The organism is Chitinophaga sp. (genome assembly GCF_039596135.1).
In the GTDB taxonomy this organism is placed as follows: domain Bacteria; phylum Bacteroidota; class Bacteroidia; order Chitinophagales; family Chitinophagaceae; genus Chitinophaga.
Map to the genome: position 1 here is coordinate 1 of NZ_JBCNKH010000019.1, position 26,414 is coordinate 26,414.

The 26,414-nt window shown below is 46.1% G+C and carries 31 protein-coding genes and 1 pseudogene; 15 read left to right on the forward strand and 17 right to left on the reverse strand.

Going from position 1 to position 26,414, the window contains the following annotated elements; all coding sequences use genetic code 11:
• A pseudogene (locus tag ABDW16_RS13515) lies at positions 1 to 377 on the forward strand (MFS transporter); the annotation flags it as partial.
• A gap of 35 nt (positions 378 to 412) precedes the next feature.
• Here the strand turns inward: ABDW16_RS13515 and ABDW16_RS13520 are convergent.
• The 10 genes from ABDW16_RS13520 to ABDW16_RS13565 form a co-directional block, all read right to left on the reverse strand.
• A complete protein-coding gene (locus tag ABDW16_RS13520; protein ID WP_343670398.1) occupies positions 413 to 1,390 on the reverse strand; it encodes a GSCFA domain-containing protein in 978 nt (325 codons plus the stop codon).
• Between the two features lie 2 nt (positions 1,391 to 1,392).
• On the reverse strand, positions 1,393 to 2,238 hold the full coding sequence (locus ABDW16_RS13525) for a hydroxymethylglutaryl-CoA lyase (RefSeq protein WP_343670399.1): 846 nt from the start codon (positions 2,236 to 2,238) through the stop codon (positions 1,393 to 1,395).
• Positions 2,239 to 2,261: 23 nt separating this feature from the next.
• Positions 2,262 to 3,050, reverse strand: a complete 789-nt coding sequence (gene rlmB, locus ABDW16_RS13530; protein ID WP_343670400.1) for a 23S rRNA (guanosine(2251)-2'-O)-methyltransferase RlmB — start codon at positions 3,048 to 3,050, stop codon at positions 2,262 to 2,264.
• An 18-nt stretch (positions 3,051 to 3,068) separates the two neighbouring features.
• On the reverse strand, positions 3,069 to 3,626 hold the full coding sequence (locus ABDW16_RS13535) for an NUDIX hydrolase (protein ID WP_343670401.1): 558 nt from the start codon (positions 3,624 to 3,626) through the stop codon (positions 3,069 to 3,071).
• A gap of 128 nt (positions 3,627 to 3,754) precedes the next feature.
• Entirely contained in the window at positions 3,755 to 4,708 is a 954-nt protein-coding gene (locus tag ABDW16_RS13540; protein ID WP_343670402.1) for a GNAT family N-acetyltransferase, read from the reverse strand.
• Positions 4,692 to 5,606, reverse strand: coding sequence for an EamA family transporter (locus ABDW16_RS13545; RefSeq protein ID WP_343670404.1), 915 nt, complete (start codon positions 5,604 to 5,606; stop codon positions 4,692 to 4,694). The genes ABDW16_RS13540 and ABDW16_RS13545 overlap by 17 nt, the downstream gene beginning before the upstream one ends.
• Positions 5,607 to 5,625: 19 nt before the next feature.
• A complete protein-coding gene (locus ABDW16_RS13550) occupies positions 5,626 to 7,023 on the reverse strand; it encodes a pyridoxal-dependent decarboxylase (RefSeq protein ID WP_343670405.1) in 1,398 nt (465 codons plus the stop codon).
• A gap of 151 nt (positions 7,024 to 7,174) precedes the next feature.
• Positions 7,175 to 7,705 carry a methylated-DNA--[protein]-cysteine S-methyltransferase gene (locus ABDW16_RS13555; protein ID WP_343670406.1) on the reverse strand — a complete coding sequence of 177 codons (531 nt, stop codon included), beginning with the start codon at positions 7,703 to 7,705 and terminating at the stop codon, positions 7,175 to 7,177.
• On the reverse strand, positions 7,684 to 8,580 hold the full coding sequence (locus ABDW16_RS13560) for a DNA-3-methyladenine glycosylase (protein WP_343670407.1): 897 nt from the start codon (positions 8,578 to 8,580) through the stop codon (positions 7,684 to 7,686). Before ABDW16_RS13560 ends, ABDW16_RS13555 begins: the two co-directional genes overlap by 22 nt.
• 24 nt (positions 8,581 to 8,604) lie before the next feature.
• Positions 8,605 to 9,135: an Ada metal-binding domain-containing protein gene (locus ABDW16_RS13565; protein WP_343670409.1), complete on the reverse strand. Its 531-nt coding sequence runs from the start codon at positions 9,133 to 9,135 to the stop codon at positions 8,605 to 8,607.
• Positions 9,136 to 9,253: 118 nt separating this feature from the next.
• Here ABDW16_RS13565 and ABDW16_RS13570 point away from each other — a divergent pair, with 118 nt between their 5' ends.
• Positions 9,254 to 10,684 carry a PLP-dependent aminotransferase family protein gene (locus ABDW16_RS13570; RefSeq protein WP_343670411.1) on the forward strand — a complete coding sequence of 477 codons (1,431 nt, stop codon included), beginning with the start codon at positions 9,254 to 9,256 and terminating at the stop codon, positions 10,682 to 10,684.
• A 20-nt stretch (positions 10,685 to 10,704) separates the two neighbouring features.
• On the opposite strand, the gene ABDW16_RS13575 is transcribed toward ABDW16_RS13570, so the two are convergent.
• Entirely contained in the window at positions 10,705 to 10,974 is a 270-nt protein-coding gene (locus ABDW16_RS13575) for a metalloregulator ArsR/SmtB family transcription factor (RefSeq protein ID WP_343670412.1), read from the reverse strand.
• A gap of 158 nt (positions 10,975 to 11,132) precedes the next feature.
• Between ABDW16_RS13575 and ABDW16_RS13580 the strand changes: the two genes are divergently transcribed.
• Positions 11,133 to 12,566, forward strand: a complete 1,434-nt coding sequence (locus tag ABDW16_RS13580; RefSeq protein WP_343670413.1) for a PLP-dependent aminotransferase family protein — start codon at positions 11,133 to 11,135, stop codon at positions 12,564 to 12,566.
• 122 nt (positions 12,567 to 12,688) lie between these two features.
• Here the strand turns inward: ABDW16_RS13580 and ABDW16_RS13585 are convergent, their stop codons facing one another.
• The gene (locus ABDW16_RS13585) at positions 12,689 to 13,306 is read right to left on the reverse strand and encodes a helix-turn-helix domain-containing protein (protein ID WP_343670414.1); all 618 of its coding nucleotides are present in this window, start codon (positions 13,304 to 13,306) and stop codon (positions 12,689 to 12,691) included.
• 238 nt (positions 13,307 to 13,544) lie between these two features.
• On the opposite strand from ABDW16_RS13585, the gene ABDW16_RS13590 reads away from it, so the two are divergent.
• The 6 genes from ABDW16_RS13590 to ABDW16_RS13615 all read left to right on the forward strand — a co-directional run bounded on the left by ABDW16_RS13590 (position 13,545) and on the right by ABDW16_RS13615 (position 17,635).
• On the forward strand, positions 13,545 to 14,060 hold the full coding sequence (locus ABDW16_RS13590) for a hypothetical protein (RefSeq protein ID WP_343670415.1): 516 nt from the start codon (positions 13,545 to 13,547) through the stop codon (positions 14,058 to 14,060).
• Positions 14,061 to 14,723, forward strand: a complete 663-nt coding sequence (locus tag ABDW16_RS13595; RefSeq protein WP_343670416.1) for a hypothetical protein — start codon at positions 14,061 to 14,063, stop codon at positions 14,721 to 14,723.
• A gap of 15 nt (positions 14,724 to 14,738) precedes the next feature.
• On the forward strand, positions 14,739 to 15,479 hold the full coding sequence (locus tag ABDW16_RS13600; RefSeq protein WP_343670417.1) for an ATP-binding protein: 741 nt from the start codon (positions 14,739 to 14,741) through the stop codon (positions 15,477 to 15,479).
• Positions 15,480 to 15,528: 49 nt separating this feature from the next.
• Complete coding sequence (locus ABDW16_RS13605; RefSeq protein WP_343670418.1) at positions 15,529 to 16,194, forward strand: response regulator transcription factor; 666 nt, start codon at positions 15,529 to 15,531, stop codon at positions 16,192 to 16,194.
• 62 nt (positions 16,195 to 16,256) lie between these two features.
• On the forward strand, positions 16,257 to 16,835 hold the full coding sequence (locus ABDW16_RS13610) for a histidine phosphatase family protein (RefSeq protein WP_343670419.1): 579 nt from the start codon (positions 16,257 to 16,259) through the stop codon (positions 16,833 to 16,835).
• 23 nt (positions 16,836 to 16,858) lie between these two features.
• On the forward strand, positions 16,859 to 17,635 hold the full coding sequence (locus ABDW16_RS13615) for an alpha/beta hydrolase (RefSeq protein ID WP_343670420.1): 777 nt from the start codon (positions 16,859 to 16,861) through the stop codon (positions 17,633 to 17,635).
• Here the strand turns inward: ABDW16_RS13615 and ABDW16_RS13620 are convergent.
• Positions 17,615 to 18,274, reverse strand: a complete 660-nt coding sequence (locus tag ABDW16_RS13620) for an ATP-binding cassette domain-containing protein (protein WP_343670421.1) — start codon at positions 18,272 to 18,274, stop codon at positions 17,615 to 17,617. The genes ABDW16_RS13615 and ABDW16_RS13620 overlap by 21 nt on opposite strands.
• Before the next feature lie 547 nt (positions 18,275 to 18,821).
• Here ABDW16_RS13620 and ABDW16_RS13625 point away from each other — a divergent pair.
• The 6 genes from ABDW16_RS13625 to ABDW16_RS13650 all read left to right on the forward strand — a co-directional run bounded on the left by ABDW16_RS13625 (position 18,822) and on the right by ABDW16_RS13650 (position 23,053).
• A complete protein-coding gene (locus tag ABDW16_RS13625) occupies positions 18,822 to 19,349 on the forward strand; it encodes a DinB family protein (RefSeq protein WP_343670423.1) in 528 nt (175 codons plus the stop codon).
• 57 nt (positions 19,350 to 19,406) lie between these two features.
• Entirely contained in the window at positions 19,407 to 20,261 is an 855-nt protein-coding gene (locus ABDW16_RS13630; RefSeq protein WP_343670424.1) for a helix-turn-helix transcriptional regulator, read from the forward strand.
• A 158-nt stretch (positions 20,262 to 20,419) separates the two neighbouring features.
• Complete coding sequence (locus ABDW16_RS13635) at positions 20,420 to 20,971, forward strand: tail fiber protein (RefSeq protein ID WP_343670425.1); 552 nt, start codon at positions 20,420 to 20,422, stop codon at positions 20,969 to 20,971.
• A 35-nt stretch (positions 20,972 to 21,006) separates the two neighbouring features.
• Entirely contained in the window at positions 21,007 to 21,552 is a 546-nt protein-coding gene (locus ABDW16_RS13640) for a tail fiber protein (protein ID WP_343670426.1), read from the forward strand.
• A 29-nt stretch (positions 21,553 to 21,581) separates the two neighbouring features.
• Positions 21,582 to 22,157, forward strand: a complete 576-nt coding sequence (locus ABDW16_RS13645) for a tail fiber protein (protein ID WP_343670427.1) — start codon at positions 21,582 to 21,584, stop codon at positions 22,155 to 22,157.
• A gap of 5 nt (positions 22,158 to 22,162) precedes the next feature.
• Positions 22,163 to 23,053, forward strand: a complete 891-nt coding sequence (locus tag ABDW16_RS13650) for a formyltransferase family protein (RefSeq protein ID WP_343670429.1) — start codon at positions 22,163 to 22,165, stop codon at positions 23,051 to 23,053.
• A 14-nt stretch (positions 23,054 to 23,067) separates the two neighbouring features.
• On the opposite strand, the gene ABDW16_RS13655 is transcribed toward ABDW16_RS13650, so the two are convergent.
• The 4 genes from ABDW16_RS13655 to ABDW16_RS13670 are packed head-to-tail and all read right to left on the reverse strand — an operon-like array spanning position 23,068 to position 26,357.
• Positions 23,068 to 23,193, reverse strand: a complete 126-nt coding sequence (locus tag ABDW16_RS13655) for a hypothetical protein (RefSeq protein ID WP_343670430.1) — start codon at positions 23,191 to 23,193, stop codon at positions 23,068 to 23,070.
• Positions 23,194 to 23,211: 18 nt separating this feature from the next.
• Positions 23,212 to 25,035 (reverse strand): asparagine synthase-related protein, encoded by a 1,824-nt coding sequence (locus ABDW16_RS13660; protein ID WP_343670431.1) that lies wholly within the window; start codon positions 25,033 to 25,035, stop codon positions 23,212 to 23,214.
• Between the two features lie 3 nt (positions 25,036 to 25,038).
• Positions 25,039 to 25,458, reverse strand: coding sequence for a lasso peptide biosynthesis B2 protein (locus tag ABDW16_RS13665; RefSeq protein WP_343670432.1), 420 nt, complete (start codon positions 25,456 to 25,458; stop codon positions 25,039 to 25,041).
• Entirely contained in the window at positions 25,455 to 26,357 is a 903-nt protein-coding gene (locus ABDW16_RS13670; RefSeq protein ID WP_343670434.1) for a hypothetical protein, read from the reverse strand. The genes ABDW16_RS13665 and ABDW16_RS13670 overlap by 4 nt, the downstream gene beginning before the upstream one ends.
• Positions 26,358 to 26,414 lie beyond the last annotated feature (57 nt).

The window sequence follows — 26,414 nt, forward strand, 5'->3', positions numbered from 1 at the left end:
AGACGAAGGTGAAGGAGACTGTGGTGAATACGGATGGGAAGGAGGAGAAGAAGGTGGAAGTGGTAGTGGGGAATGGTGGGTTGATACAGTTGGTATTGCTGGTATGGGTGCAGGTGATATTTGTGACGATGGTGTATGGGCCGATAGCCGCGTTTTTGGTGGAGTTGTTCCCGGCAAAGATCAGGTATACGTCGATGAGTTTGCCTTATCATTTGGGGAATGGAGTGTTTGGAGGGTTGTTACCTACGGTGGCGACTATTTTGGTGACGGAGACACATCATCATTTGGCAGGGTTGGTGTATCCGATTGGGGTGGCGGTGATTTGTTTTGTGATTGGGGTGGTGTTTATAAGGGATAATATGATATCGAAGGAATAGCGGGAGTGATTCCGGGCCTGGCGGCCCGGAACCCCTTATTTCAATTGTAACCTGAACCGGTCTGCTAACTCTTGCAGCGGCAGATCAGGATATTGTTTGACCAATTGCTCTACCTTACTTAGGTAAGTCTTTACAAACTGCTGATGCTGCTTTCCTTCCGGGTTAAATGGCCGATGGGCGGCAGCCCGGTTCAGTTCTACAATCTGATTAAATAAGGTTTTATCTGCGAGACCTGCATTGACGAAATGCTCCCATACATAGTCTACTGCCAATTCATTTGGGTGGACAAGATCTTCCTTATAAAATCTATAATCCCGCAAATCATCCATCACCAGCTCATAGGCAGGAAAGTAAAACAACCGGTCGAACTTATTGACCATATGATGTACTGCCTGTAAGAGGATTGCTTTGCTCAGGTTATTCTCTACTACCCCATCTTTTACATATCTCACCGGACTTATGGTAAACAATATCTTTACTTTCCTGTTCCTGAAAAACAACCGGTGCATGGCATTGTCCAAAGCAGAAATAATATCCTGTGCAGTCAGCATTTTCTTATAAAAAGCTGCTGCTGGTACTTTATGGCAATTGCCTACTACCTTTCCGGTTTCCTGCAGGGTATAGGTATGTGCAGAACCCAGGGTGATCATTAACCAATCCACTTCTTCCAGTCTTTCTGCTGCTGCGGCCTGCCGGGCATTGATCCCAGCCAGTACGGCATCAGGATCCAATCCTGAAAAACGGCTGTGATGATCCCAGCTATGCCAAAGGTCTCCCTGCAGGAAAAGATCTTCCCGGGTGTATACTTTGTTGTCTAAGTAGCTGTGAATTGCCTGCGTAATACTGATAGGATTGTACAAAATACCATGTGGGTTCACAAGCGCATCAAAGTAATGCCCCTGCAACCGCGCTCCTATTTCTTCTGCAAAGCAGGAGCCCATGAGCAATAAGCGATCTGCATATTGCAAAGGAGAGGAAAAAGGTGTAACCGGAAATGTAAGGCGAAAGTTCATGATTAATAAAAAATGCTATCTGCTATTTGCTGGGCGGAACGCAACGCTTCCATATCCAGGTTTAACGGTTCGTGCTGCTGCAGGCAGAATTCCAGCAGGCGCTCAGTAGCGAGGTTACCTACCAGTTCATCTTTTGCCATGGGACAGCCGCCGATACCTTTGATAGCGCTATCAAATCTGCGACATCCCTGGGCGTAAGCGGCGGCAACCTTCTCCTCCCAGTTATGGGGGGCAGAGTGGAAATGCGCGCCGAACTCCACGACAGGGTACGCTTTTATCAAAGTAGAATAAAGTTTTGTAATAATATCGGGAGTAGCCACCCCTACTGTATCGGCCAGGGAAATGGTGACAATATCCATTTCTACCATTTTTTCTACCCATTCCAGGGCGATCGATGCATCGTACGGATCACCATAAGGATTACCAAAACCCATGGAAATGTAGATAACGAGTTGCTTGCTGTTTTTGATACAGAGTTCCTGCATACTATCTACGAGTTCCAGTGAATCGGCCATCGTTTTGTTCGTATTGCGAAGCTGAAAGGTTTCAGAGATAGAAAACGGGTATCCCAGGTAGGTGATTTCTTCATGCACCACGGCTTCTTCTGCCCCGCGTTGGTTTGCAACAATAGCCAGCAGCCGGCTTTTTGAACCGGAGAGGTCTAGTTTTGACAGCACTTCTTTTGTATCTGCCATTTGTGGGATGGCTTTGGGAGATACGAAACTGCCAAAGTCTATTGTGTTAAAACCTACACGTAACAAGGCGTTCAGGTAGTTTACCTTATCGGCAGTGTCGATGGTTCTGTGCCAGCCTTGCATTGCGTCGCGGGGACATTCAATGAGTTTCATGGTGGATGATTTAAAAAGAGTGTTTATATACCTCGCTGTTTCATCGCTTCATATAGGATAATTCCTGCCGCCACTGATACATTAAAAGACTCAAAATTACCGCTCATCGGAATGCGGAACTGAATGTCTGTCGCTTTCAGGAGGGCCGGATACACCCCTTTATCTTCTGACCCCATGATCACCGCCACTGGCTCACTGAGCGGCAGGTCATACAATTTGGCTTCGGCTTCCATTTCGCTGGCAACAACTTTAATACCATTCAGGTGCAGGGTGTCGATTGCTTTCAGCAGACTATTTACACGGCAGATGGAGATCTTTTCCAGTGCGCCGGCGGAGGATTTGATCGCTTCTTCATTGAGGGCGGCAATACCTTTGTCAGGGATGATGATGGCCTGTGCGCCGCAACATACTGCGCTACGGGCGATGGCACCGATATTCCTGACATCAGTGATGCCATCCAGGATGAGGAACAGTGGTGTCTCGCCTGCATCGGTGACGTGAGAAATCACATCCTGCAGGTCAAGGTAACTAATATGACCTGTAATGGCAATACAGCCCTGATGATTAGCCTGGGTGAGGCTATTCAGCTTTTCTGTCGGTACCAGGTTGATGGGAATATTGTATTGTGCAGCCAGGCTTTTGATCTGGGGGATAATATCCCCTGTGGCAGTGCGTAACAGGAAAATGCGTTCAATGGCTTTTCCGGCCTGAATGGCCTCTACTACCGGCTGACGCCCTATTACCATGGCTGAGGCCTTTGGCCTGGGCGCATGCTGCCGGAAACCGGCAGGCTTATGTCTTCTATGTTCCATTGCCGCAAAGATAAAGATTTAGAGCTCCCCTTCCAGCATCATCAGCTTTAACTTTTGAATAGCAACTATCGAAAGAGAATCCGTAATCTCATGCCGCTTTACCATCTGGTAAGCTTCTTCAAAAGGAATTTTACGAATATGCAGCTCTTCCGTCTCTTCCGGTTCAGCTTCCCGCTGTTCCAGCTGACGTGCCAGGTAAACGACACCAGCTTCATCCGACACAGAGTTAGATAAATGGATTTTTACGAGGGGCATCCAGTGATGAGCAATCAGGCCGGTTTCTTCCAATAACTCCCGTTTGGCAGATTCGAGGGGATCAGTACCCAGGGGGCCACCGCCTTCGGGGATCTCCCAGGAGAAGCCCTCCAAAGGAAACCGGAACTGGCCTACCAGGTAAATATTCCCATCTTCATCGAATGGAATAACCCCGATAGCAGCGTTTTTGAAGTGTACTACGCCGTAAATGCCTTTGCCACCGGCAGGATTCAATACCTGGTGTTCGGTAACACTAATCCAGGGATTGTCGTATTCTACTTTGCTGGACAGGATCGTCCAGGGATTGTGATTCAGATCCATAATTACAAATGTAGGTATTGTGACAAGGATTGTGCCGGGGTTGGTATTAAAAAAAACGTCCCGCGCAGAGGCGGGACGATGTCAACCAGATGAACGGCGGTAAATACCTTTGATCATCATACCTAAATCTAAATCGTATCTTTCTTCAAATTGAATAATTCGCTTATTTGTGACAAGTGGTGCTTCATATGTTTGACATAATCCACGATCAGGTAATTCAGCGTTACCGGCTCGTTTTCGTTTACTTTCACTGTATGTTGCAATGCTTCTGTTGGTATAGTCCGTATCGTTAGTACAAGGTGCTCGTTAAAAATGGTCCACAATTTAATTAAATTCTGCCAGTTCATGAACTGCCAGGCCTGTCTCTTTACCCAAAATTCCTGGTCATATCCCGGAATGTGCAGCAAAGATATCTGTTGTGCGCGTATTATCCGAACGTTATTATTAATTGCTGAATCGACGAGGTGTCCTAATATTTCTTTTATACTCCATTTTCCGGCTTTGGGTCGTACAGCCGCCTGCATATCGCTGATAGCTGCCAGCAGGAGTTCCCACTCGTTAATGAGTGCTTTCAGCTCTCCTGCTACATTGTACTGTGGGCGGTCTTCTCCAAAGGTATATTCCATTTTAATGTTACTGCGTTGGTATCTTCCAGGTTCTACGGGTATTTCCCTGAAGCCGAATTTTTCATACATATTTAACGCAGGCACCAGGATTGTATTGGAGTAGAGGACTACTTTTTTATATCCCTGTTCTTCCGCAAGGCGCATAATTTCTTTTACAAGGCGCCAACCTATCTTGTACCCCTGAAACTTTTCATCTACTGCCAGTTTTGTCATCTCCGCACTTTCTGCGTCTATGGGTTTCAGGGCGACGGTTCCTATTATTTCATCTTCTGCTGCTGCAAAGATAATCGTACCGCCCTTACCGAGGATATTTTCATCGGCATGTTGTAATGCGGCTATATCTGCCGGTTCGATAGTAAAATACTTTTCGATCCAATGCCTGTTTAGTCTTTCAAAGTGCGGCAACAGGTGTGGTTCACAGCCTATCAGCCGGATAGTATTAGTTGCTGTGTTCATACTTCTTTTTATTTTTATTGACAGATACATTTACCATATAAACCCCGGCCAGTGTAACCAGGCAGCATAAAGCAGTCGTCCAGTTAAGCTGTTCTTTTAAATACAACCACCCTAATAATACGGCCACAATAGGATTAATATAAGCGTATACCGATGCCAGTGAGGTAGGCAGGTTATTGAGTGCAAATACATAAGACGAATACCCTACGATCGATCCAAAAAAGATCAGGTACAGCAAACTTTCCCACAACTCCAGGTTCAGGTTTGATAATTGAAAGCTATACCCCATCAGCGATACCGTGATGAGCATAACAATGCCGCTAAATAACATCTGAAACCCTGCACCATAGAGGAAATTCACTTTCAAAGCCCAGCGGGCAGTGAGTACGGATCCAATGGCCCAGCTGACGCAGGCGATGAGGGTCAGGAAAATACCCAGCCTGAAGGCAGGGTTCATTAAACTGGACAGGTAATTATAAAAGATACCCACTACACCCAGCAAACCTATCAACATTCCTACGATTAATAAGGGAGATAAACGGGTGCGCTGTACCATGAAATAACTGAAAATCGTAATCCAGATCGGCACAGTGGCAACAATAATTGCACATAAGCCGCTGGGGATGTATTGCATGGCCCAGGTAATGAGGCCATTGCTCAGGCACAGCATCATTACCCCTATTATAAATAAACGGGAAAGCACGATCTTGTCTGGCAGGCCATAGCCTTTCAACAGGAAAAAACTGATCAGGAGGATACCGGCAGCGGTCTGCCGCAGTCCTGCAAGCATGAGGCCATGCATGTGCCGGACTCCCACGCTGGCAGCAAGATATGTGGTACCCCAAAAGAAACTGACCATTATTAATGCGATATAAGCATTTGTGGTTGACTTTTTCATTGTGCGCGATATTGTAATTTTAAATCACTGCTATCAGCTGTGACATTTCTTCCCATACAAGTTCTACATCTTCTGCTGTCGTACGCCAGTTTACCAAAGCAGCCCTAATGCCGGCAACACCCTCATATACCGTTGGTGTCATCACTACTTTGCCGCTTTCATTCATTGACTGCAGGAACTGGTTAATAGCCGCAGGCAACTCTTCAGCAGGAACATGCAGCGTAAAGCAAGCCACACACAAATTCACAGGTGCCAGCAAACGGAACGTGTCACTACCTTCAATCAATGCACCCAGCTTTTTAGTAAGCCGTACATTATTCTCAACGATATCAGCATAGCCATTTGCACCATATGCCATCAGCGTATGCCATGCCGGCAAGGCCCTGAGGCGGCGGGAGTTTTCAGGGGTATAATTACTATACACAAAAAACTCATCCGGATCGGGCAGATAACTGGCGCCAACATTTCTAAAAGCCGCCATTTGCAGTTTAGGATGCCGGGTAAAGATCATAGCGGAATCGTAAGGCACATTCAGCCATTTGTGTGCATCGACAGTGATGCTGTCTGCTGCCTCCCACCCCTGTAATAAATTCCGGTAATCGGGATGGCAGGCTGCAAAACCACCAAATGCCGCATCTACATGGAGATAGAAACCATATTGCTGTTTGAGTACGGCGAGTGACTGCAGGTCATCGAAGTCCACAGTATTCACAGTACCTGCAGCAGCAACGAAGACTAAAGGTTCTTCTTTGTGTGCTTCGAGGTAAGCTGTGAGCGCGGTAATATCTACTGATTCCCTGCCTGGCAGAGAAGGAATTTTAACGAGGGCGTTCCTGCCTATACCCAGCATGGCCATAGATTTTACAGTGCTGGAATGCGGGGTGCAGGAGAGTATCTTAATACCAGGCAATGCCCCCACACCTTCCTGCGCCACATCTATCCCATGCCTGTTGCCCAGCCACTGGCGCGCAATAGCAAGGCCAGAGAAGTTGGACATGGTAGCGCCGGAAGTAAATACACCGGTATATGCATCAGGTAAACCGAATAGTTGCCGGAGTAATGCGATGGTTTCTCCCTCTATATAAAAAGATGCACCGTCTTTATTGGCAGCATTCATATCATATACTGACGTTAGCCAGTCGCCGGCAATAGCTGCGGGGGTAGCGCCACCGGTCACGAATCCCCAGTAACGGCCTCCTGCATTACCAGCGAGCAGGGGTTCGAATCGGGTTTTGAAGGTACTGAGCGCCTGTGCTGCGCCTATGCCCTGTTTGGGAAGGGATAATGGGGGTAAGCTGCCTTTTGCCACATCGACGGGTAAGCTGTCTATTCCGGCAAGGAAAGCGGCGCTGTAGTCTTTGGTTTGTTGCAGCAATTGATCCATTTGCTGTAGATCCTGGAAGAGCGTTTCATTCATGGCGGTAGGTTTTGAAGCTACAAAAATGAAATAAAAAGCTAATAAAAAACAGATTCAGTTTTTCGATTTTCGACCAGATCAGATTAGGGAACTAGAATAGTTTGAAAAGAGAGATTTGAATTACACTGGTACCGACGGAAATTCCATTCCACTAAAACAACATCCCCTGGGAACCGAACCGATATTTCATCTCATGTTCCAACAACCACTTCTTTCTCCAAAGCCCACCGGCATACCCCGTCAAAGTTCCATTACTGCCAATCACCCGGTGGCATGGAACCACTACCCACAGCTGGTTACGGCCATTAGTAGTTCCCACCGCGCGAATCGCTTTGGGATTATTGAGATCTTTAGCGAGTTGTAAATAAGTGGTGGTCTGGCCATATGGTATAGTCAGGAGTTTACTCCATACCGATTGCTGAAAAGGGGTGCCTTCCTGGGCAATGGGAATGGTAAAATCCCGGAGACTGCCCCCAAAATAAGCTTCCATTTCTGCAACACATTGCAGGAATACGTCTGGCAGCTCTGTCTTACTCAATAAAGGCAGATCCGTTTTATCATTGTCGCGGATGCTGAGTGCATTGATCGTTGTAGCTGTGCCAATGATCAACAGACTGCCTACAGGCGTGGGTGTAAAGTAGTGATACTGTTCCATATCATTTATTGTTGTAATGATCTCCATAAATAAAATGTAGCATAAGCAGCGTGCTGCTGCCAGTGCTGTGTATATGCTTTAATTTCTGCCAGTGAAGGCTTGACGGGTAGCTGTAATTGTTGTTTCAATGCATTGTGCAACCCGGCATCTTCCAGCGGTAAAGCCTGCCAGAAACGGCTGAATTTCATCAGCACATAATTGGCAGACCAGTTGCCAATACCTTTGAATGAAATAAGATATTCGCGGGCAGCGGTATAATCGAGGGTTTGCAGGTGTGCAAGGGTGAGGCGCTCTTCGGCCATAGCCCTCGCCAGGGAGATGATGTAATCAGCTTTGCTGCGTGAAAACTGCATGGCGATGAGGTCAGCTGGCTCAAGGGCTGCAATGGTAGCTGGTTGCGGGTAGACATAGTATGCCCTGCCATTGTTTACCACCGAAGAACCGTAGGCATGGATCAAACGCTGTTTTAATGTATATGCAAAGGAGAGGTTGATCTGCTGTCCGGTAATGGTCCAGGTGAGGGCTTCGAACAGTTCGGGAATTCCGATCAGCCTGAGACCTTTGTATTGCCGGATGAGGGGGGATAAGACTTTATCTTTTTTGGCGAAGGTGTAGAATGGATGGAGGTCTGCATCGAGGTGCAGCCAGTGGGTGATGTAGTTTTTGATGTAATTGGCAGCCATGTCTCCATCAACATCAGGGGATATTTCTACCGCCAGTCCTTTTTTATCGGGTGCATGTGTGATGGTAGCGAGTACAGGAGTGCCATTCGCCACAATCACTTTGTGGAGGGTGTTGCCTTCTACTTCATGCAGGCATTCTTTGTCGGAACGACGGAGGAATACGAGACATTCTGAGAAAGAAAAGTTTGCGTGGTCGGTAACCGGTATATGTATTTTCATGTGCGCGATCTGTGTTGAATTTTTCTACGGCTTACACCGTTTACAAGCCCTATACCCATTCTTCAGCGCCTCTTCCCTGTTCTCATAAAATATCACATTATCCGGCCGCGGATTAGCAGAACAGGAAGGCTTACAGAAGATACCAGTAGTTTTAACAGCAGTATAAAATACCCCATCGAAGGCTTTATCTTTACTCAGCAAAGCCTGCAGCATAACAGGTTGTGTTAGTGGCATGCCTTTTTTGTACGCCGTGTCATCCAGAAAAACACCATGATCATTATCAATAGAGTGTGCTCCCCATTGCAGGTACCCCTCTACCCATTCCCTGAAGGCAAAAAAAGCTGACTTATTGAGATAGCCATATCGCTCACGACCCGCCTGGTAAATGCGGATCCACCCGGTATCTTCCAATACCTGCAAGTGCTTTGAGACCGCCTGGCGGCTGATATGGCCAAAGTGATCATTGATCTGGTTTATATTCAGAGGGGCTTTACGGAGGAGCTCGAGTACTTCCCTCCTGAGCGGGTCTGCAATACCTTTGAACAACTCATCCATTTGGGCAACTTTTTTGTTGCACTAAATTATGCAATTTTTTAGTTGCGCAAAATTATTTTTAATCACAGGCAAACAGTTCAATTTTCCGTACTTTTGACCATATCAGAAATTCAATCACATGTTAAAAACAGCTGACCATCTATACCTGCAGATTGCAGATAATTTAGAGCAACTCATCATCAAACAGGTATTAAAAACAGGAGAAAAACTCCCTTCTGTACGCAACCTGAGTGAAGAGCAAGGCGTGAGCATGAGCACTGCCTTCCAGGCCTATTACCACCTGGAAAGCAAAGGCATGATTGAATCAAGACCTAAATCAGGCTACTATGTCACCTACAGTCCACGGCGCATGCCGGAGCTGCCGAAACAAACAGAGGCCGTCAAAAAACCTGCTGAGGTAACAGTGCATGAAATGATCTCCCGTATGGATTGTCACGGCGCCAACCCGGAGATCCTGAAATTCTCTTCTGCCGTATTTCCGGTAGCACAACTCCCTGCTGCCAGGATGACCAAGGCCATGGTACAGGCCATTCATAGATTGCCGCATGGAGGACTTGGCTATGACACGCCACAGGGTAATGAAGATTTGCGGAGGCAGATAGCACGTATGTCTATCGGATGGGGTGGTGCAGTGACGGAAGATGATACCGTGATCACCGTGGGTTGTTCTGATGCGATATCCTTATGCCTTTCTGCGACGACACAACCGGGAGATACAATTGCAGTGGAAAGTCCAACGTACTATGGCTCCCTGCAGCAGGCAGAAAACCTGGGTCTGAAAGTGCTGGAAATACCGACGCATCCTTTGACGGGTGTGGACCTGGATTATTTAGATAAAGCGATTCCAAAATTTAAGATAAAGGCTTGTCTCTTTGTAACCAATTTCACCAATCCACTGGGAGCCTGTATGCCGGATAGTCATAAGCAGGAACTGGTAAGGATATTAGAAAAATATGATATCCCCCTGATTGAAGATGATATATATGGTGAAATGTACTTTGGGAAAGAAAGACCGGGGTTATGCAAAACATTTGATAAAAACGGGTTGGTATTATTGTGCAATTCCTTTTCGAAGTCACTGGCCCCGGGGTACCGGGTGGGGTGGACATTGCCGGGACGCTATAAAGAAAAAGTATTACGGCTTAAACGCAACCGCGCTATTTCCTCTCCTTCCCTGCCAAGTGCTGCTATAGCATGTTTTTTGGAAAACGGGCGGTATGAGCATCATTTGAGGGGAATGCGCAAGGCGCTGCACACACAATTTATGCGGCATCTACAGGCTATTTCTGATTATTTTCCGGAGGATACCTGTGTAACCCGCCCCAGTGGAGGGTTTGTATGCTGGATAGAGATGAACCCAAAGATCAATACTTTCGAATTGTATGAACAATCACTGAAGCATAAGGTCATTTTTGCACCTGGCAGGATCTTCTCTTTGCAGGACAGGTATACGAACTGCCTGCGAATAAGTTATAGCAATCCATGGAGTAAAACGGTGGAAGATGGGTTAAAGACCCTTGGCAGACTGGCAAGAAAGCTGATGAGCTGAGGTTCCCCCCGCCCCAATTCTTAGCTCAATTGCAAAAAAAACGAAGAAAGATGCTTCATCATCTCCTTATTAATTGTCAATTGTACGTTTCTTCCCGTCTTGTCGTATATTAATATACCGCTGTCTACCAATATCTTTATATGGTGTGAAACGGTGGGTTGGGACAAACCAGTCAGCTCTGTGATATCACAACACTGTATAGCAGACTGCCTGGAAGCCGCCAGCAATATGGACAAACGGTGTTTATCCGCAATTGCATTCGCTGCTTTCTCTATCATTACTGCATCCATTAGGTAAAAGTATGATAAATCTCTCAAAACCGTCCCTCCCCCCTTTTCTTCCCCAAAAAAGAAAAGAAAAAAACTTTCAAAAACCCACCCAAAATTACAAATCGTTAACAACCGGAACTTTTTCTACTGCGTATATGCTAGTACACCTTAAGCCAACCATGAAGCATCATAGTCAGGTACATCTACAATTGTCAGTGAATAGTGAGGTTCCGATTTACCAACAGATCAAATCTTACATCATTAACGAAATCAAGCGGGGGCGACTGTTGCCCGGCGCTCAGTTACCAGGTAGCCGCGTGCTTGCACAGCAACTGCGCGTGAACCGTAACACTGTCATTCTCGCATATGAACATTTAGCCGCTGAAGGCTGGATTGCTACTCAATATAAGAGTGGTACACGGATCAGTGACACTATTCCGCAGGAACTGGCCCCTGAGGTAGCCGCGAAACCTTCGCTGGACATCACTTTCCGCCAGTTCGATCCGCCACAGCCGCTGCCTTATAACAATGGTACATTCGATACCGTATTCGATGATGGTCAACCAGATGGACGTCTTTTGCCTATACCAGAGCTCTCCCGCGAAATAAGGAAGATCGTACATCAGCAAACCAGCAAATCGCACCTGAAGAACTACAACGAAAGGGGCAATGAGCAACTGCTGCAGGAGATCAACCTGGTATTGAACAACGACAGGGGGCTCGCTGCTGTACCTGAGAATATTTGTGTCACCCACGGGCACCAGGACTCCCTGTTCCTCGTGGCGCAGACACTGATATTCCCAGGTGATCATGTAGCTGTAGAGCATCCGGGCTATCAGCCTGCATGGGATGCCTTCAGGCTCACAGGCGCTCATCTTCATTATATTCCTGTTGATGAACAGGGCATTGACGTGGATGCACTGGCAGTAGTATGTCAGCATACTTCTCTCAAAGCAGTGTTTATCACACCACATCACCAGTACCCCACCACGACTACGCTGCCCGCTGCACGGCGCCAGCAGTTACTGGCACTGAGTGAGCAATATCACTTTATGATCATTGAAGACGATTATGATCATAATTATCACTTCGATGCACAGCCGGTATTGCCGGTGGCGGGTATGCCGCATGCGGGCAATGTGGTGTATATAGGTAGTGTAGCACCTTCTATTCCACTGAGTTTTGTGTATGGCCCTGCTGAATTTATTCATTCACTGGCATCCTGCCAGATGGTGGTGAGCCAGCAACGTGATCGCCTGCTTGAACAGGGGATGGCCAACCTGATGGCAGACGGCGAGATCAGGAGATACCTGCAGCAATCACATGCCACTTATAAAAAACGGCTGGCACTGGCTTCGGGCATCCTGGAGGTCAATTTTGCAGGAATTGGAGATTTTACGATTCCGAAAGGCGGTCTGGCTATCTGGATGCGATTGTACCAGCCAGTGCAGGTTTCACAGCTGTATGCAGCCGGCATTTATATCGTGAACCCATATAGTTTTTATGCCCCGCAGTATACCGGGCAAACAGGACTGAGATTGGGGTTTGCGTCCCTGGAAGAAAATGCTATTGTGAAGGGATTGGACAAGCTGGCGAAAATTTTGCAACGATAAACGTCTTATACTTTGGGGAAAATGCTACGATGTACTTTGGGGAAAAATTACGTTGAAAAGCCCTCTTATACTTGGATATGGATCTTTAACCGGAAAAGGCAGTAATACTGCCTTTTTCTTTTTTATGATAATGTGGAGTGATACATACAGTCAATCTGCAGTTCTGCCGACGCTAAAGATTTGTTCAGAAAAAGACAGGAATGCTGTCTTTTTTTGTTGCCCGAATAGTGTGCACAGGTATAGCACATTCTTTGTAACCCACCGTTGTCCTTGTTCATGAGGCCAGCTATCATCGCAAAGAGGGTTTGATAGAGGTTGTTCTTTTCAAAAGAAGGGCGTTTTTCCAATATCTCAGTCAGGGGTGCTGCATATTCATCTGCCCTGAGCAGGACATCCTGACCGGCTTTGGTAGGCGACATGGAGAAGCTACGCCTGTCACGCTTGTCAGGTTGCATTTCCAGGAGGCCCTTCGAGACCAGGGAGGCGACAGCATCGCTAATGGTAGGTCGGCTGAGTTGGAGTTCGGTGGCAATGTGGGCCACTTTGTTCAATTCTGCAGGATGGTAGCCGATGAAGAGGAGGATTTGTAACTGCAGGGGGGTAAGCCCCAGGCTACGTGCCTGCTCCCATTGCAGGGCTTTCAGCATGTCGCTGAGGCGCTGTAATGACAATACGAGTCGGGCATCCAGGCTGTGAAGCTGCTGTTCCGGACTAAAGTTGGATGGTTTTTTCTGTGGCATGTAAGGCTGCAAAAGTAAAGTGGTAAAAATTGAGGAATAAGAGCCAGATGAAAGTATTTTTAAACCAAAGTGGCCTGGTAGGTGGGGAATTATGTATAAGAGAAAACAGCAACTCATAGTATACCTAATAAACTATAATATGTTATATTTACCTTTATAACACACGTATTTATACGCTTTTCTTTATCACCCCATTCTTCTAGCTTGCATTATCAATCATTACTAAACACGCTTATTTATGAAGCACCTCAATTCCATCCGTATCTTTGCCCCGGTGTTACTACTGCTATGTTTTAGCAGATGTACGCCCCGAAACCCCGACAATTTTCAGATTCCGCTGAACAAAGCACGCGCCAGCCGTCATGTAATCTCCCAACGGGAAGCAGATAACCTGATCAATGGTTTTCTGCAGGGCAAAAAAGAATTGCAGGCACGCCTGCCGGGCAACTATCTTGACAGCGCTTTCAACCTCCCCAATGCTGAAATGTTCAACCGCGACGCCATTGCCGCCCTACTGAATGCCAGGGGTGCAGATGGCATCCGCATTTACCTGGGCAGGGATGAAAAAGGCCAGGTACGACTGGTATTGCTCCCGGTCGACCGCAAAGGCAATGATATCCATACCACCCTTGTGAGCCGCGAAACCGCCCTCAGTATACCCGGTATCGAATCGGCAACAGCGCGGGATGACCTGCAGGCAATGGAAAGCGGACAACGTTGTCCTCCACTTTGTAAAGATGTCCAACCTCAATAAATGAATAATCTAGGCGCATTCCTTGTCAGCCAGATTGTGATTATCCCATTAGTGATAGGGCTGATTCGCTTCAACAAAACGGTGACCAGCTATCAGCCCTTCCTCCTTTTGCTTGCCCTGGCTTTCGTTTCGGAATCTATCAGTTTCATTTGCATTGAAGTACTGAATACCAGCAATGCCATCCCTTTCAACCTATATGGGCTGGCAGAATGCATGGTTATACTGTACCAGTTTTATGTATGGGGGTTTCTCAAACGGAAAGTCCGCCTCTACATAGTGCTTGCCACTGGCCTCGCTGCCGGCTGGATCACGGAGAACCTTCTCCTTGCACAAATCGAAAATTTCAGCCCTGTTTTCAGGGTTACTTATGCTTTCATTGTGGTGCTGCTCAGCATCAATGAAATCAATTTCCTCATTGTACAGGACAACAAGAACCTGTTGCGCAACTCCCGGTTTCTCATCTGCATGGGATTTATCATCATTTTTATTTACCAGATCATCTACGAAGCCTCCTTCTTTGTAGGGTCGGATACTATATTGACATTGAAGATTGTTTTTATGTTCAACTATATCAATGCTTTTGTAAATTTGATCTATGTGCTCGCTGTGTTGTTTATCCCCGTTAAGACTGCTTATTACTTTAAAAAACACTTTGAAGCGTAGCATCGCCAATGCCCCATGGATGATAAGATTTTTTATACGACTGTCTTTATTTCACTGCTGATAGCGGTCATTATTATATTCTTTGTCATCTCTATCATTCTTTACCACCGCAGGTATATACAGCTGCAACGGGAACGGCTTGTAGCGGAAATTACCATCCTGGAAAATGAACGTAAACGGATTGCCGCTGACCTGCACGACAGTATGGGGCCACTACTTTCTACCATCAAGCTGAACATCAATAGTATACAGGTACATGACGACCATGATAAAATGGTCATTGCCCGTTCGGGTACTTATATTGACGAGGTTATCAGGGGATTACGACAGATTTCGCACAACCTGCTGCCCGCTACCCTGGAAAAAAAGGGCCTGACGGATGCCATTCATGAATTTATCAGGCAGGTATCTGTCAAGACCCAGCTGGACATCCGGTTTCATACCTCCGGTCAGATCAGTATTCCGGCGGAAAAAGAGATTCATGTATTCCGCATTATCCAGGAGATCATACACAATACCCTCAAGCATGCCAAAGCTACCCAGCTGCAGATCGTACTGAGCCGTGAAAATGGGTTCTTTCTTGTACTGGTCAAAGAAAACGGGATAGGATTTGACGTGAGGAAAGTAAAAGCCGAATCTACCGGGTTGGGAATGAAAAGCCTGGCTATCAGAACGGATATTTTGCACGGGCATTTGTCCATCGAATCTGCCCCCGGTCAGGGTACGAACTATTTCATTAAAATTCCCGCAGGATGATGTAATTTTACCATCATACCGATACCATTACCCCAAAGATTCAACCAACATGTACGACATCCGATTAGTGATAGCCGATGATCATGAGATATTCCGTGATGGCCTGGCACTGATGCTTTCCAGACAACCTAATATTAATCTGGTAGGGCAGGCCGGGGATGGCAGGGAATTGCTGGAGCTATTGGAAACAACGGAGGTGGATGTGGTTATGACCGATCTGAAAATGCCCCTGATGGATGGTATTACCGCTACCCGAACTTTATTGCAACGCTTTCCCCATATCCGGATTATTGCCCTTTCTATGTTTGATGAAGAAGATCTGATTGTGGAAATGCTGGAGGCAGGGGCCAAAGGGTACCTGCTCAAAAATGCTGACAAGCAGGAGATTATCGAGGCTATTACCAGTGTATTTGATGATAAGATCTTTTATTGCCGGCAGACCAGTTCCAAACTGGCTGCTATGATCGTGAAGAGCCGGTTCAACCCTTACCGTGATACACAACCAATTACATTTACTGACAGGGAAAAAGAGATTATCCGGTTGATTTGTTTGCAATATACCGCACAGCAGATCGGGGAAAAGATCTTTTTGAGTAAACGGACAGTGGAAGGGCATCGTACAAGGATTCTTGAGAAAATGAACGTAAAGAATACGGCTGGAGTGGTGGTATTTGCGCTGAAGAATAACCTGATCAGTGAGGCTGAATTATTGTAACCTATTGTAAAAGCCCCCCTGCTTGATTAAATTTGTGTCCTATCAATATTCTTATTGGACCTATGACACGTATCACAATCATCCGACACGGAAGTACTTCATGGAACAAGGCAGGCAGAATGCAGGGCAGCACAGATATACCACTGGATGAAGAGGGTATTGAACAGGCACAGAAACTGGGAGCCAGACTGGCTATTGAACAACCCTGGGACATTATTTATACCAGCCACCTTTCCAGGGCAAAAAAAACCGGGGAAATCATAGCAGCCGCCATCGGCCTCTCCCCTGTACTGACAGATGAAAGACTACGCGAGGTTTCCGGCGGTCAGACAGAAGGTACGGTAGAAGAAGACCGCATCGCCAAATGGGGACCCGACTGGCGACAACTGGACCTGGGTGTGGAGGCTGCTGCTGCAGTGCATGAAAGAGGGGTATCATTTATGAACGACCTGCTCTCTGCACATGCCGGTAAGCGCATCCTCATTGTAAGTCATGGAAGCTTTATTCGGCATATGCTGCGCCACCTGACACCGGATTTTGTAATGACCGAACACCTGAAAAATACAGGCGTATCAAGGTTTTTGGTGGAAGATGCAAAATGGTCCTGCGACCTGTACAATTGCACGACTCACCTGGATTAACTATTTTCATATAAATTTCTGTTATGAAACCCACATCCTCCGGATATGCTCCCGCAAATGGACTTGACCTCTATTATGAAATTTATGGCAGTGGCGACCCACTGGTATTGATTCACGGTGGTGGCTCTACTATTGAAAGCAATTTTGGCTATTTTATTCCCCTGCTGGCCGGCGATCGCCAGCTCATTGCCATGGAGCTTCAGGCACATGGACATACGAAAGACAGGGGCACCCCTACCAGTTTTGAACAGGATGCCGATGATGTAGCTGCATTATTAGCTTTTCTGCAAATTCCGCAGGCAGAAATTCTAGGCTTCAGTAATGGCGGTAATACCGCTATGCAACTGGCCGTACGCCACCCCCAGGCAGTGAAAAAGCTGGTGGTTGCATCCTCTTTTTATAAGAGAGACGGACTGTTTAAAGGCTTCTTTGATTTTATGGATACCGCCAGCCTGGATAATATGCCAAAGGGATTACAGGAAGCTTTCCTGGCTATCAACAATGACCCCGCAGCGCTGGAAATCATGCATAACCGTGATCGTGACAGGATGGTGGCATTTCAGGACTGGCCGGATGATATGCTTAGGAGTATTACTGCCCCTACCCTACTGATTGGCGGGGACCAGGATGTGATGACACCAGAACATTTCGTAGAGATGTTCCGGTTATTCCCGAAGGCACAACTGGCCATATTGCCGGGTGGTCATGGCGGATACCTGGGCGAGGTGACGCAAAGGCATTTGTCAGGCGAACAGCCGGAGATAGCGGCGAAATTGATTTTAACTTTTCTGAATAGTTAAGTAAGAATTTTTCACTTGTTCTATAGTAGTTTTCTTCAATACGCCATTAGCAAGCAGATATAAATCGTCGCAAACCTCCATCACGTCATGGATCATGTGGTCAGATAATAAGATGCCCTTGTTCGCTTTCTCTTTTGCAAAGAGTGCTTTCAACCGTTCAATATAAATGGGAGAAATAAGGGTAAATGGCTCATCGAGGATTACAAACTGAAAAGGAGACTTCACAATAAAATAAATCTCGAACAGGCGGGCCTCCCCGCCTGACAGGTTACCAAAGGTGGAATTAACACATTTTGCCAGTTCCGGGAAGTCCGCAAAGCAGTCCGACATGTTTAGATCATAAATAGAAAAGAGGTTTTTTATTTTCAGGTGTTTGGGAATGAAATTCTTTTGCGGCAGAAAGCCAAGTACATTCGGCACTTTGTATATTTTAGGTCCCAGGTATTTGCCATCTACCCGTACAGAGCGATCTTCGGTATTCAGTTCGCCATAAATGATTTTAAAAAGCGTAGACTTTCCCACCCCATTTCTGCCAATTAAGGCGGTAACTTTTCCTGTTTCCAGTTTTAAATAGATATCCGATAAAAGCTGTCGGCCTTTGATGTCGTACCTGATACTATCTGCTTCAAATATGGGCATATTAAAAACAATAAGGGATTAAGATAGTGAAGGCGATAAAGTCCAGCAACAAACCCGCTATTAACAAGACAAGAGGCGTCAGGTGAAAATTGTAATAGAAATAAAATTCGTTCTTTCTGTACTGCGGGGTGAGGTAGCCGATCATGATACTGCTGAGGACCTTTAATACGAAGAGTAATGGTTGTACATGATGGGTACCGTACTTTAACGATACTAAACAAAATAAAGCGGTGAAGCCCATAGCCGGTAACAGGAATCTGCGGTAGAATATAAGTATTAATCGGAGCTTTCGGGTAATGACCATATATAGACTACTAACTTTTAGAAATGTACAAATCATTTCTAAAAGTTAGCAGCGACAACCAAACTTTAACAGTTTGTAAATACCTGCTGCTGGTGGGTCAGTTCAGCTATTTCTGTTCCCATACTCATAATTCTGATAGATAGTGAACCTGGAATAGTTTAGACCCCTTAAAGGTGAATCGTAAAAGCTTTTTACGTGAATTGACAAAACCTGCCTAAATTTGGTTACTAAAACCTGTAATTCATGAAAGTAGCAACGATGTACCTCCTTGCGGTATTGCTGGGCGCCACCAGCATTACCAGAGCGCAGTCAACAAATGAAGCGCTGGTAAAAGAATGGGAAAGGGCAAAAGCCTACAGCAAAGAATATCTGGATGCCATGCCGGATAAAGACTATGGGCTGAAACCTACTCCTGAAATGCGTTCATTTGCCGACCAGTTCCTCCACCTGACTGATGCAAACTATGGATTTATCTCCGCTGTGAGCGGTCAGAAAAGCCCGGTTGGTTTCGGCGAATCAGAAAAATCTACTGACAAGTCCAAAGCAGCAGTAACCAAAGCCGTGATGGACGGGTATGATTATGTAATTGCAAGTATCAAAAAAATTCCGGCCTCAGAACTGAATGACAAGATTAACCTGTTTGGAAAATTTGAACTTACAAAACAACAGGCGATTGACAAAGCATTTGAGCACCAGACCCACCACAGGGGCCAGGCCACCGTTTACCTCCGCTTAGCCGGGGTAAAACCGCCGCAGGAAAAACTGTTCTAAGTTATTCGAAGGCCGTCTCTATTGTGAGACGGCTTTTTTTCATGTTTAGGTGAAGATATGACAGTACCTATATATTCGTTGGATAAGGATGAGCAATTTAAAGTGTACCAGTTTGCAGGAAATTCTCCTGAGCGATCAGAATTGTTGACCCCGCACCGAAAGAACCATTATTTAATTGTATTTATACGCAAGGGGGGTAACCGGCAGTGGATAGACATGACCCCTTATATCCAGAAGGAAAACACGGTTTACTTTACAGGGCCTAACCAGATAATTGTAAAGGAAGAGATCAATCAGTTGTGGAGTACAGGCATTGCTTTTACAAAGGAGTTTTTATCTTTTCAGGAGAATGCTGCACTGCTGAAACTGCCGCTGATCGTAAATCCTTACAATGGATATGAGCTGGAAATGTCAGATGCAGATGTAACGTTTATAGAAGAGCTGTTGCAAAAGATTACTGCCGAATACCAGCAACCAGGTGAATGGCAGCAGCGCATGCTGAGTGCTTACCTGACCGTGTTGCTCACCTATCTGAGCAGGTTATATACGGAACAATATAAGGGCAATGATCTGAGCAGTGAGCAAATATTATTAAAACGCTTTCAGGCAAAGATTGATGAATCTTATCAGCAATATCATGAAGTGAATGATTATGCATCAATGCTTAATATTTCTGCAGGGCATTTAAGCGACGTAATTAAGAGCCAAAGTGGTAAGCCTGCCATCAAGCATATTCATGACCGTTTGATCATGGAAGCCAGGCGCCTGCTATTTCATACAGATCAGCCGCTGAAAGACATTTCCTTCCAGCTTGGCTTCTCGGACACCTCTTATTTTAACAGGTTTTTTAAACGTGAAACGGGGCTCACTCCTGCCACCTATCGTGACCAGGTCAGGACTATGTATCCTTAATGCCTCAACGTTCAAAATATTTTTTGAAGAGTTTGAACTTTTCTTTCCCCCGGACTGTTAAACATTGTTTGTAAACTGTCTTAATAACTTTATAATCCCAAACACCTTATCTTATTTAATAACCCTTTTTTATTACCTCATACTTAATCATTAACACTATGGATGGTTTCATTGGCGAAATCAGGGCATTTGGCTTTAATTTCGTGCCTACTGGCTGGCTTCCCTGCGATGGGAGCCTGCTCCCAATTCAATCCAGCTCTGTCCTCTTTGCCGTTATCGGCACTCAATTTGGAGGAAATGGTACAACAAATTTCCAGCTACCGGATTTAAGGGGGATATCCCTCATTGGTGTGAACACAGCACAATCAGGGTATGATCACCCGGGCATTACGGGAGGATCTGAAACAGTAACACTCACGGTGAGCACTATTCCGGCACACAGTCACCAGGTGGGGGCAGTTACCCGTTCGAGTGCTACTCAATTAACACAGGCGACGAATGTCCCGGCGCCTACTTCTTATCTTACCAATGCTTACTCTTCAGGATTTAGCCAGGGGATTATTGCTTATGCTGATACGGCTGGTAGCGGAACACTCAACCCTCAGAGTATTTCGATTACCGGGAACAGTCAGCCCCACAACAATATGTCGCCTTACCTGGCCATGACTTATTGTATCTGTGTAAACGGCGTATTTCCACAACGCCCCTGATCCACAATTTTTATTCACCTTATTGCATTCTTCTTATGGAAAACTATCTCGGAGAGATCCGTGCATTTAGCTATCCCAGGGCGCCAAGAGGTTGGGTATCCTGCAACGGACAGCTTTTACCTATCGCCCAGAACCAGGCACTATTTGCACTGCTAGGCGTTTATTATGGCGGAAACGGCACCACCAATTTTCAACTACCTAACTTAAACGGCAGAACTATTGTTGGTACCGGTGTCAGCAAAAGTGGCAGTAGTTATACGATAGGCCAGGCTGCGGGCAGTGAATCGGTGACCCTTATTACCAATCAACTGCCCATGCACAATCACCTGGTTCGTGCCAGTAGTGCTTATGATGTAGGTTCACCGTCTAACAACTTTCTGGGCAATCCTAATATAAAAGGCACATCGCCGGTGTCCAACAAAGCCACTGTCAATTTATATGCTACAGCTGCAAGCACTCCTACGCAAATGGGACCCTGCATCACACCAACAGGTGGCACTCAGCCACACGAAAACAGGCAACCGTTCCTGGTAGTCAATTATTGCATTGCCACACAAGGCATATTCCCTTCCAGGCAATAACATTCCCCAATAACATTAAAAAATAATTTATGGATAATTACCTTGGTGAAATTAGAATCTTTGCCGGTACCTATGCACCAGTTGGCTGGGTAGTTTGCAATGGTGCTTTACTCTCAATCAGTAACTACGAGGCATTGTTCACACTTATTGGTACCATTTATGGCGGTGATGGCATCACTACTTTTGGAGTGCCGGACCTGCGGCAGCGAATAGGTTGTGGCCAGGGCACATTGCTGGGTGGGTCGAACTATACGGTCGGTGAATCTACCGGGGTGCCTAATGTAACACTCCTCACCACCCAGATCCCTTCGCATACACACAACCTGATGGCAAGCACTGACGATGCTACTACGGGGGAACCTACTAACGCCTTCCTGGCCAATACGAATGGTAATACCAGTACACCGCCGCCACCCACTCCTTACCCGGATGTAAAACTGTATACAGCCTTACCGTTGCCCTCAGGGCCAACAGCGCCGAATGTGATCCTGGACGCAGCAACCATGTCTGGTACCGGTGGTACGCAACCGCACGATAACATGATGCCTTATGTCACCATTAATTATATCATCGCCACGGAGGGAATATTCCCCAGCTTTCCATAACTGATATGAATATAGGAATTATTACTGCCAGTGATCAGTTTCTATCACTGGCCTACACACTTGCAAATAACAATTTGCAGGTGTGTATCTTTTTTGCACCTGGTCAGGATGCATATGTGAACCAGAAGGTCAATGTTCTTGCTGCCCGTTTTGCACTGGTCAGTGGGCGGCAAAATGCCGACGTTTATAACTGGCTGGAGCAGCGCAAACCCACTGTGGTGTTTGTATATGGGTATCCACACCTGCTGGATGTTGCCCGGTTTTCTATGCCTGTTTTTAATATTCATGCGGGGCCACTACCAGCTTTCAGAGGGCCTGTACCCGTATTCTGGCAATTGAAAATGGGGATGCCGCAGTTGTGCCTCAGTATTCACGTATTAACGGCCCGGTTCGATGCAGGGCCGGTAGTCTGGTTAAAAAACATTCCTGATCAGCCACATTATAACTATGCATTGGTTCACCAGGTTTTCAGTCAGCTGGTGATAGAAGGTGTATTCTTTATATTAAATGCGCTTGCTTCGGGAATGCCGCTACCTGAAATACCGGGGGCTGTACCTGCTACCTACCACAAACGGCCGGTGGCAACCGATGTACAGATTGATTGGGGCAGAATGTCTGCTACAGAGATCTGCAACCTGGTACGGGCCTGCAATCCATGGAATAAAGGTGCTGCTGCGCGGGCACATGGACAGGAAATAAAATTGATGGATGGTGTGCAGACTGGTATGAAGACTACATTGCCACCCGGCAGTATTGTCAATGAGGGTGCGCAGTTGTTGATAGCTGCAGGTGATGGTCAGTTGATACAGGTCAATATGCTGCTGCTGGAGGATATTTTTGTGCCTGCTTATCAGGCGGTTTTTTATGGAATTAAAAAAGGGCTCATTTTGCAATGAGCCCCTTTTCAACATCAGACACTTGATTCTGATGCAAAATCAAATCCAACACCGCCGGCTCCGAGGGTAATGTCATTTACTTCGTAGACTTTTAAGTCAGGTGCTGTCCACACAGGTTTTTGGGTTGCTTGTTCTTTCATTTTTGTTTTTTTTAAATATTAGGGTATCAAATATCCTTTTTGTGCTAATGCAGTCAGAATTTCACTGGCTATTACAGACTGGTTAGTTCTCAGAATAGCTGTGTCTTTTCTGTTTGCATGATTGAATGTTAATCCATCCCTGGATAGATAACGCTGGAATGCCAGGCTATGTTTGTCTGACGCTTCTACCTCATTGATATAAGCCATATGATTATGCACGCGGGAAATGTAGTCAGGAGAATACATTCCCTTATCCCGTCTCCACAATACCGCCGGCGGTACTATTCCCTGCATGGCATGCCGGATGAAGCTCCTTTTATACCCGCCTTTTACAAACAGGTGCATGGGTACATCTATCATAAATTCCATGATCTTTTTATCCAGCAGTGGTACGGCACTCTGCATGCCAAACCGCTCATTTCGCTTGGCGAGCATAGCAGGGAACAAGCCCGTTCTGCCCTTACGAAGGTTATCGCACATATGCGAAGTGATATCCTTTACCGATGCAAAAGACAGGTCGCTGCTATACTTTTGAAAGAATCCCTCCTGCAGGAAAGGTGCCTGTCCAGCTGCACTTTTCTTTTGCTTTACAGCCTGTGCTATCAGTTCCCGTTTGACGATGTGGGCAAACTTCTTCCTTTCTTTGTCGGAGAACTGTTTCATGAGCTTCCATGCACCCAGCAGGCGTCCGCTTCTCACCATGTTGTAAATGACGGGATTACCACTCCACGACACCCAATGATCGCCACCAAAACCGGTATATAATATGCCTGTCTGTTTTTCTTTTGCTGCTTCCAGGATCGCATGGTCCATGTAGTAGAAAACGTTGGGAAATGTTTCGTCCCGTTCAAAAGCGGCTATAATGCCATCAAATGGTCCATAGGATGTGGCTGTTACATAAGTCTGAATAAGGTTAGGACAATGACTGCCAATCACATCTATATATGTCCGTTCATCTTCTTCCTCCGGGTGGTGCTGTTCGGGTAATATTGCTGAAAATGCATAAAGGGGTTTATTCTTTTTCAGTAATACTTCGGAAAGTACGCAGGCAATAACAGATGAATCGAGGCCGCCGCTCAGGGTAATCCCAACAGGTTTATCTGTATTTAACCGGTTGCTCACCGCTTCGTAAATCAGTTCTTTCAGGCATTCCTGCCAATCCTTGTCTTTTTTAAATCTATATCGGCCACCGGCGGGCTCCCAGTATTTCCGGATGGTCATCAGGCCATTGGCCAGTACCAATGTATTGCCACCGCACAACATCCATACATCCGCATCGTAGGTGGCAGCGGGACAGGATTGCCGGAAGTAGTATTCAATCAGGCTCACCTCGTTGAACCGTGGGGCAGATGGTTTAAACGCTTCTACTCCTTTTTGCTCACTACAAAATATAAATACCTCAGGAGAATCATAATAATATAGTGCGCGAAAACCAATTGGGTCGGTGGCCAGAAAGCATTGTTGCCTGATCCTGTCCCATATACAAATAGCAAATTCGCCTTCCAGGTGGGTAACACATGCTTCCTGCCATTTATGCCAGGCGTACAGGAGCAAAACAACATCGGAACAGCCGGCAGGTGCACCCGTCTGTTGCAGGAGGGAATGCCTGTTATCCAGGCGTACGTCTGCAGTGATCACAAGGTCATCAGTCACCAACGGAATGCTTTGTTGCTGTTCAGTATCATTCATAGCCAGTTTGCAGTGGGCCAGGGCGATATACTGATCCGTCCAGACCTCCATTCCATCTATAGCCCGGTGTTGCAAAACTTTACTGATACGTTGAACTGCTGCTGGCGCCAGCAGGTTGCGGTTTTTATTAATGATACCAAATAAGGCACTCATGGTTCAACTTTTGAAACAAGCAATAACAGTAAATTGTTCTAAATGTTTATCGCCGGTCACGATGCAGTTACCACATCGCAACCAGGCATGTGCATTGAAGTTACCTTTCCTTCTATTTTTGCTCACACCAAAGAAGACGGTACTGGGCATACACCTGGTTTTGAGCATAAACTTGCCTGCCAGTGCCTGTTCAAAACATTCGGTACGCCAGGGCGACTTGTTACCTGCACGCAGAATAGCTGTACCTATGCGGAGCAGCTTATCATCCTGCTCATGGTGTTTGTCTTCCTGGTCTGCAGGAGGCGGGATCTTTTCTCCGAGAATGGGGGCTAGTTTTCTGAAAGGTAAAAACAAGAGCATTGTTCTGGCCAATGCCAGCCATAACCATGCTTCTGTGAACATTCTCATGTCTGCTTTATTCATATGAGGGAAGTTACATGCGAAAGCAATTCATCGGGCGCGCAGTTTGCCGGTCTGGCAATCTGGTAAACTGCTGTATTTTGCAACAACTGTGTGATGGTCTTAAATTTAAGTATACGCATTTCCGGGGTATTGAAAAAGGAAGGTTTATAAATGTGTTCCACAACGGCTTCAAAGGCACAGCCTCCTGTGAGCTGGTTTGTTGCAAACCGGCCATCATCGCTTAGCTTCAATAGGATCACCCTGTTTATTGGATATTGACTGGTATCAAATTCTTCGTGGAAAAAGAGTCCGTATTTTTCTAATCCCGGCATGATGGGAAAAGAGCGGTCTTCGTATTCAAATGCCTGCATGCTCTGTTCCCATAGCTTGATCATGGGGTAAGATGCAATACCGTGTATGTGATTGTCAGTACCCCGGGCAAGCACTACGATATCGTCACTAAATATACGGTAATTTTTATTCATCAGGCCCGCCAGTGTGGTAGACTTCCCTGCACCGGAACGGCCTGCAATAAGGGTGAGTTTGCCATCGATTAACAATGACCCGGTATGCAGGGGGATGATGCTCCGTTGCTGTAATATACCGGCCATACCGGTAGTCAGCACAAACAGGCGCAACAGGCGGCTTTCAATGCTCTCATGATCGGGATGGATCACAATGGTATCTCCCCCGCTTACATAATATTTTCCTATGTCCTGTACCGTAAACAGTAGTCCCCGGTCGTTCATTGTGTAGGAAATACGGCCGGTGGTAAACGAAAAACCATCCTGGAATTCAGGAATGCTGCCCATCCGGATTTTTACATGAGCCTGGTCAAATGAGGTTGCTGGGGCTAATTCAGGGAAGGGTATTTCTGATAGAATATGCAATCCAAACCCCCAATATTTAAAACTGGACATCGTGGAAGATAGGCGGTTATTAAGAAATTAGTTATAATGCAATAATACTTATTTTTA

Bases quoted from the DNA above. Each gene is read 5' to 3' on its own strand.
- ABDW16_RS13520 (WP_343670398.1), bottom strand. From the start codon at position 1,390: ATGAACTTTCGCCTTACATTTCCGGTTACACCTTTTTCCTCTCCTTTG.
- ABDW16_RS13525 (WP_343670399.1), bottom strand. From the start codon at position 2,238: ATGAAACTCATTGAATGTCCCCGCGACGCAATGCAAGGCTGGCACAGA.
- rlmB (WP_343670400.1), bottom strand. From the start codon at position 3,050: ATGGAACATAGAAGACATAAGCCTGCCGGTTTCCGGCAGCATGCGCCC.
- ABDW16_RS13535 (WP_343670401.1), bottom strand. From the start codon at position 3,626: ATGGATCTGAATCACAATCCCTGGACGATCCTGTCCAGCAAAGTAGAA.
- ABDW16_RS13540 (WP_343670402.1), bottom strand. From the start codon at position 4,708: ATGAACACAGCAACTAATACTATCCGGCTGATAGGCTGTGAACCACAC.
- ABDW16_RS13545 (WP_343670404.1), bottom strand. From the start codon at position 5,606: ATGAAAAAGTCAACCACAAATGCTTATATCGCATTAATAATGGTCAGT.
- ABDW16_RS13550 (WP_343670405.1), bottom strand. From the start codon at position 7,023: ATGAATGAAACGCTCTTCCAGGATCTACAGCAAATGGATCAATTGCTG.
- ABDW16_RS13555 (WP_343670406.1), bottom strand. From the start codon at position 7,705: ATGGAGATCATTACAACAATAAATGATATGGAACAGTATCACTACTTT.
- ABDW16_RS13560 (WP_343670407.1), bottom strand. From the start codon at position 8,580: ATGAAAATACATATACCGGTTACCGACCACGCAAACTTTTCTTTCTCA.
- ABDW16_RS13565 (WP_343670409.1), bottom strand. From the start codon at position 9,135: ATGGATGAGTTGTTCAAAGGTATTGCAGACCCGCTCAGGAGGGAAGTA.
- ABDW16_RS13570 (WP_343670411.1), top strand. From the start codon at position 9,254: ATGTTAAAAACAGCTGACCATCTATACCTGCAGATTGCAGATAATTTA.
- ABDW16_RS13575 (WP_343670412.1), bottom strand. From the start codon at position 10,974: ATGGATGCAGTAATGATAGAGAAAGCAGCGAATGCAATTGCGGATAAA.
- ABDW16_RS13580 (WP_343670413.1), top strand. From the start codon at position 11,133: ATGAAGCATCATAGTCAGGTACATCTACAATTGTCAGTGAATAGTGAG.
- ABDW16_RS13585 (WP_343670414.1), bottom strand. From the start codon at position 13,306: ATGCCACAGAAAAAACCATCCAACTTTAGTCCGGAACAGCAGCTTCAC.
- ABDW16_RS13590 (WP_343670415.1), top strand. From the start codon at position 13,545: ATGAAGCACCTCAATTCCATCCGTATCTTTGCCCCGGTGTTACTACTG.
- ABDW16_RS13595 (WP_343670416.1), top strand. From the start codon at position 14,061: ATGAATAATCTAGGCGCATTCCTTGTCAGCCAGATTGTGATTATCCCA.
- ABDW16_RS13600 (WP_343670417.1), top strand. From the start codon at position 14,739: ATGGATGATAAGATTTTTTATACGACTGTCTTTATTTCACTGCTGATA.
- ABDW16_RS13605 (WP_343670418.1), top strand. From the start codon at position 15,529: ATGTACGACATCCGATTAGTGATAGCCGATGATCATGAGATATTCCGT.
- ABDW16_RS13610 (WP_343670419.1), top strand. From the start codon at position 16,257: ATGACACGTATCACAATCATCCGACACGGAAGTACTTCATGGAACAAG.
- ABDW16_RS13615 (WP_343670420.1), top strand. From the start codon at position 16,859: ATGAAACCCACATCCTCCGGATATGCTCCCGCAAATGGACTTGACCTC.
- ABDW16_RS13620 (WP_343670421.1), bottom strand. From the start codon at position 18,274: ATGCCCATATTTGAAGCAGATAGTATCAGGTACGACATCAAAGGCCGA.
- ABDW16_RS13625 (WP_343670423.1), top strand. From the start codon at position 18,822: ATGAAAGTAGCAACGATGTACCTCCTTGCGGTATTGCTGGGCGCCACC.
- ABDW16_RS13630 (WP_343670424.1), top strand. From the start codon at position 19,407: ATGACAGTACCTATATATTCGTTGGATAAGGATGAGCAATTTAAAGTG.
- ABDW16_RS13635 (WP_343670425.1), top strand. From the start codon at position 20,420: ATGGATGGTTTCATTGGCGAAATCAGGGCATTTGGCTTTAATTTCGTG.
- ABDW16_RS13640 (WP_343670426.1), top strand. From the start codon at position 21,007: ATGGAAAACTATCTCGGAGAGATCCGTGCATTTAGCTATCCCAGGGCG.
- ABDW16_RS13645 (WP_343670427.1), top strand. From the start codon at position 21,582: ATGGATAATTACCTTGGTGAAATTAGAATCTTTGCCGGTACCTATGCA.
- ABDW16_RS13650 (WP_343670429.1), top strand. From the start codon at position 22,163: ATGAATATAGGAATTATTACTGCCAGTGATCAGTTTCTATCACTGGCC.
- ABDW16_RS13655 (WP_343670430.1), bottom strand. From the start codon at position 23,193: ATGAAAGAACAAGCAACCCAAAAACCTGTGTGGACAGCACCTGACTTA.
- ABDW16_RS13660 (WP_343670431.1), bottom strand. From the start codon at position 25,035: ATGAGTGCCTTATTTGGTATCATTAATAAAAACCGCAACCTGCTGGCG.
- ABDW16_RS13665 (WP_343670432.1), bottom strand. From the start codon at position 25,458: ATGAATAAAGCAGACATGAGAATGTTCACAGAAGCATGGTTATGGCTG.
- ABDW16_RS13670 (WP_343670434.1), bottom strand. From the start codon at position 26,357: ATGTCCAGTTTTAAATATTGGGGGTTTGGATTGCATATTCTATCAGAA.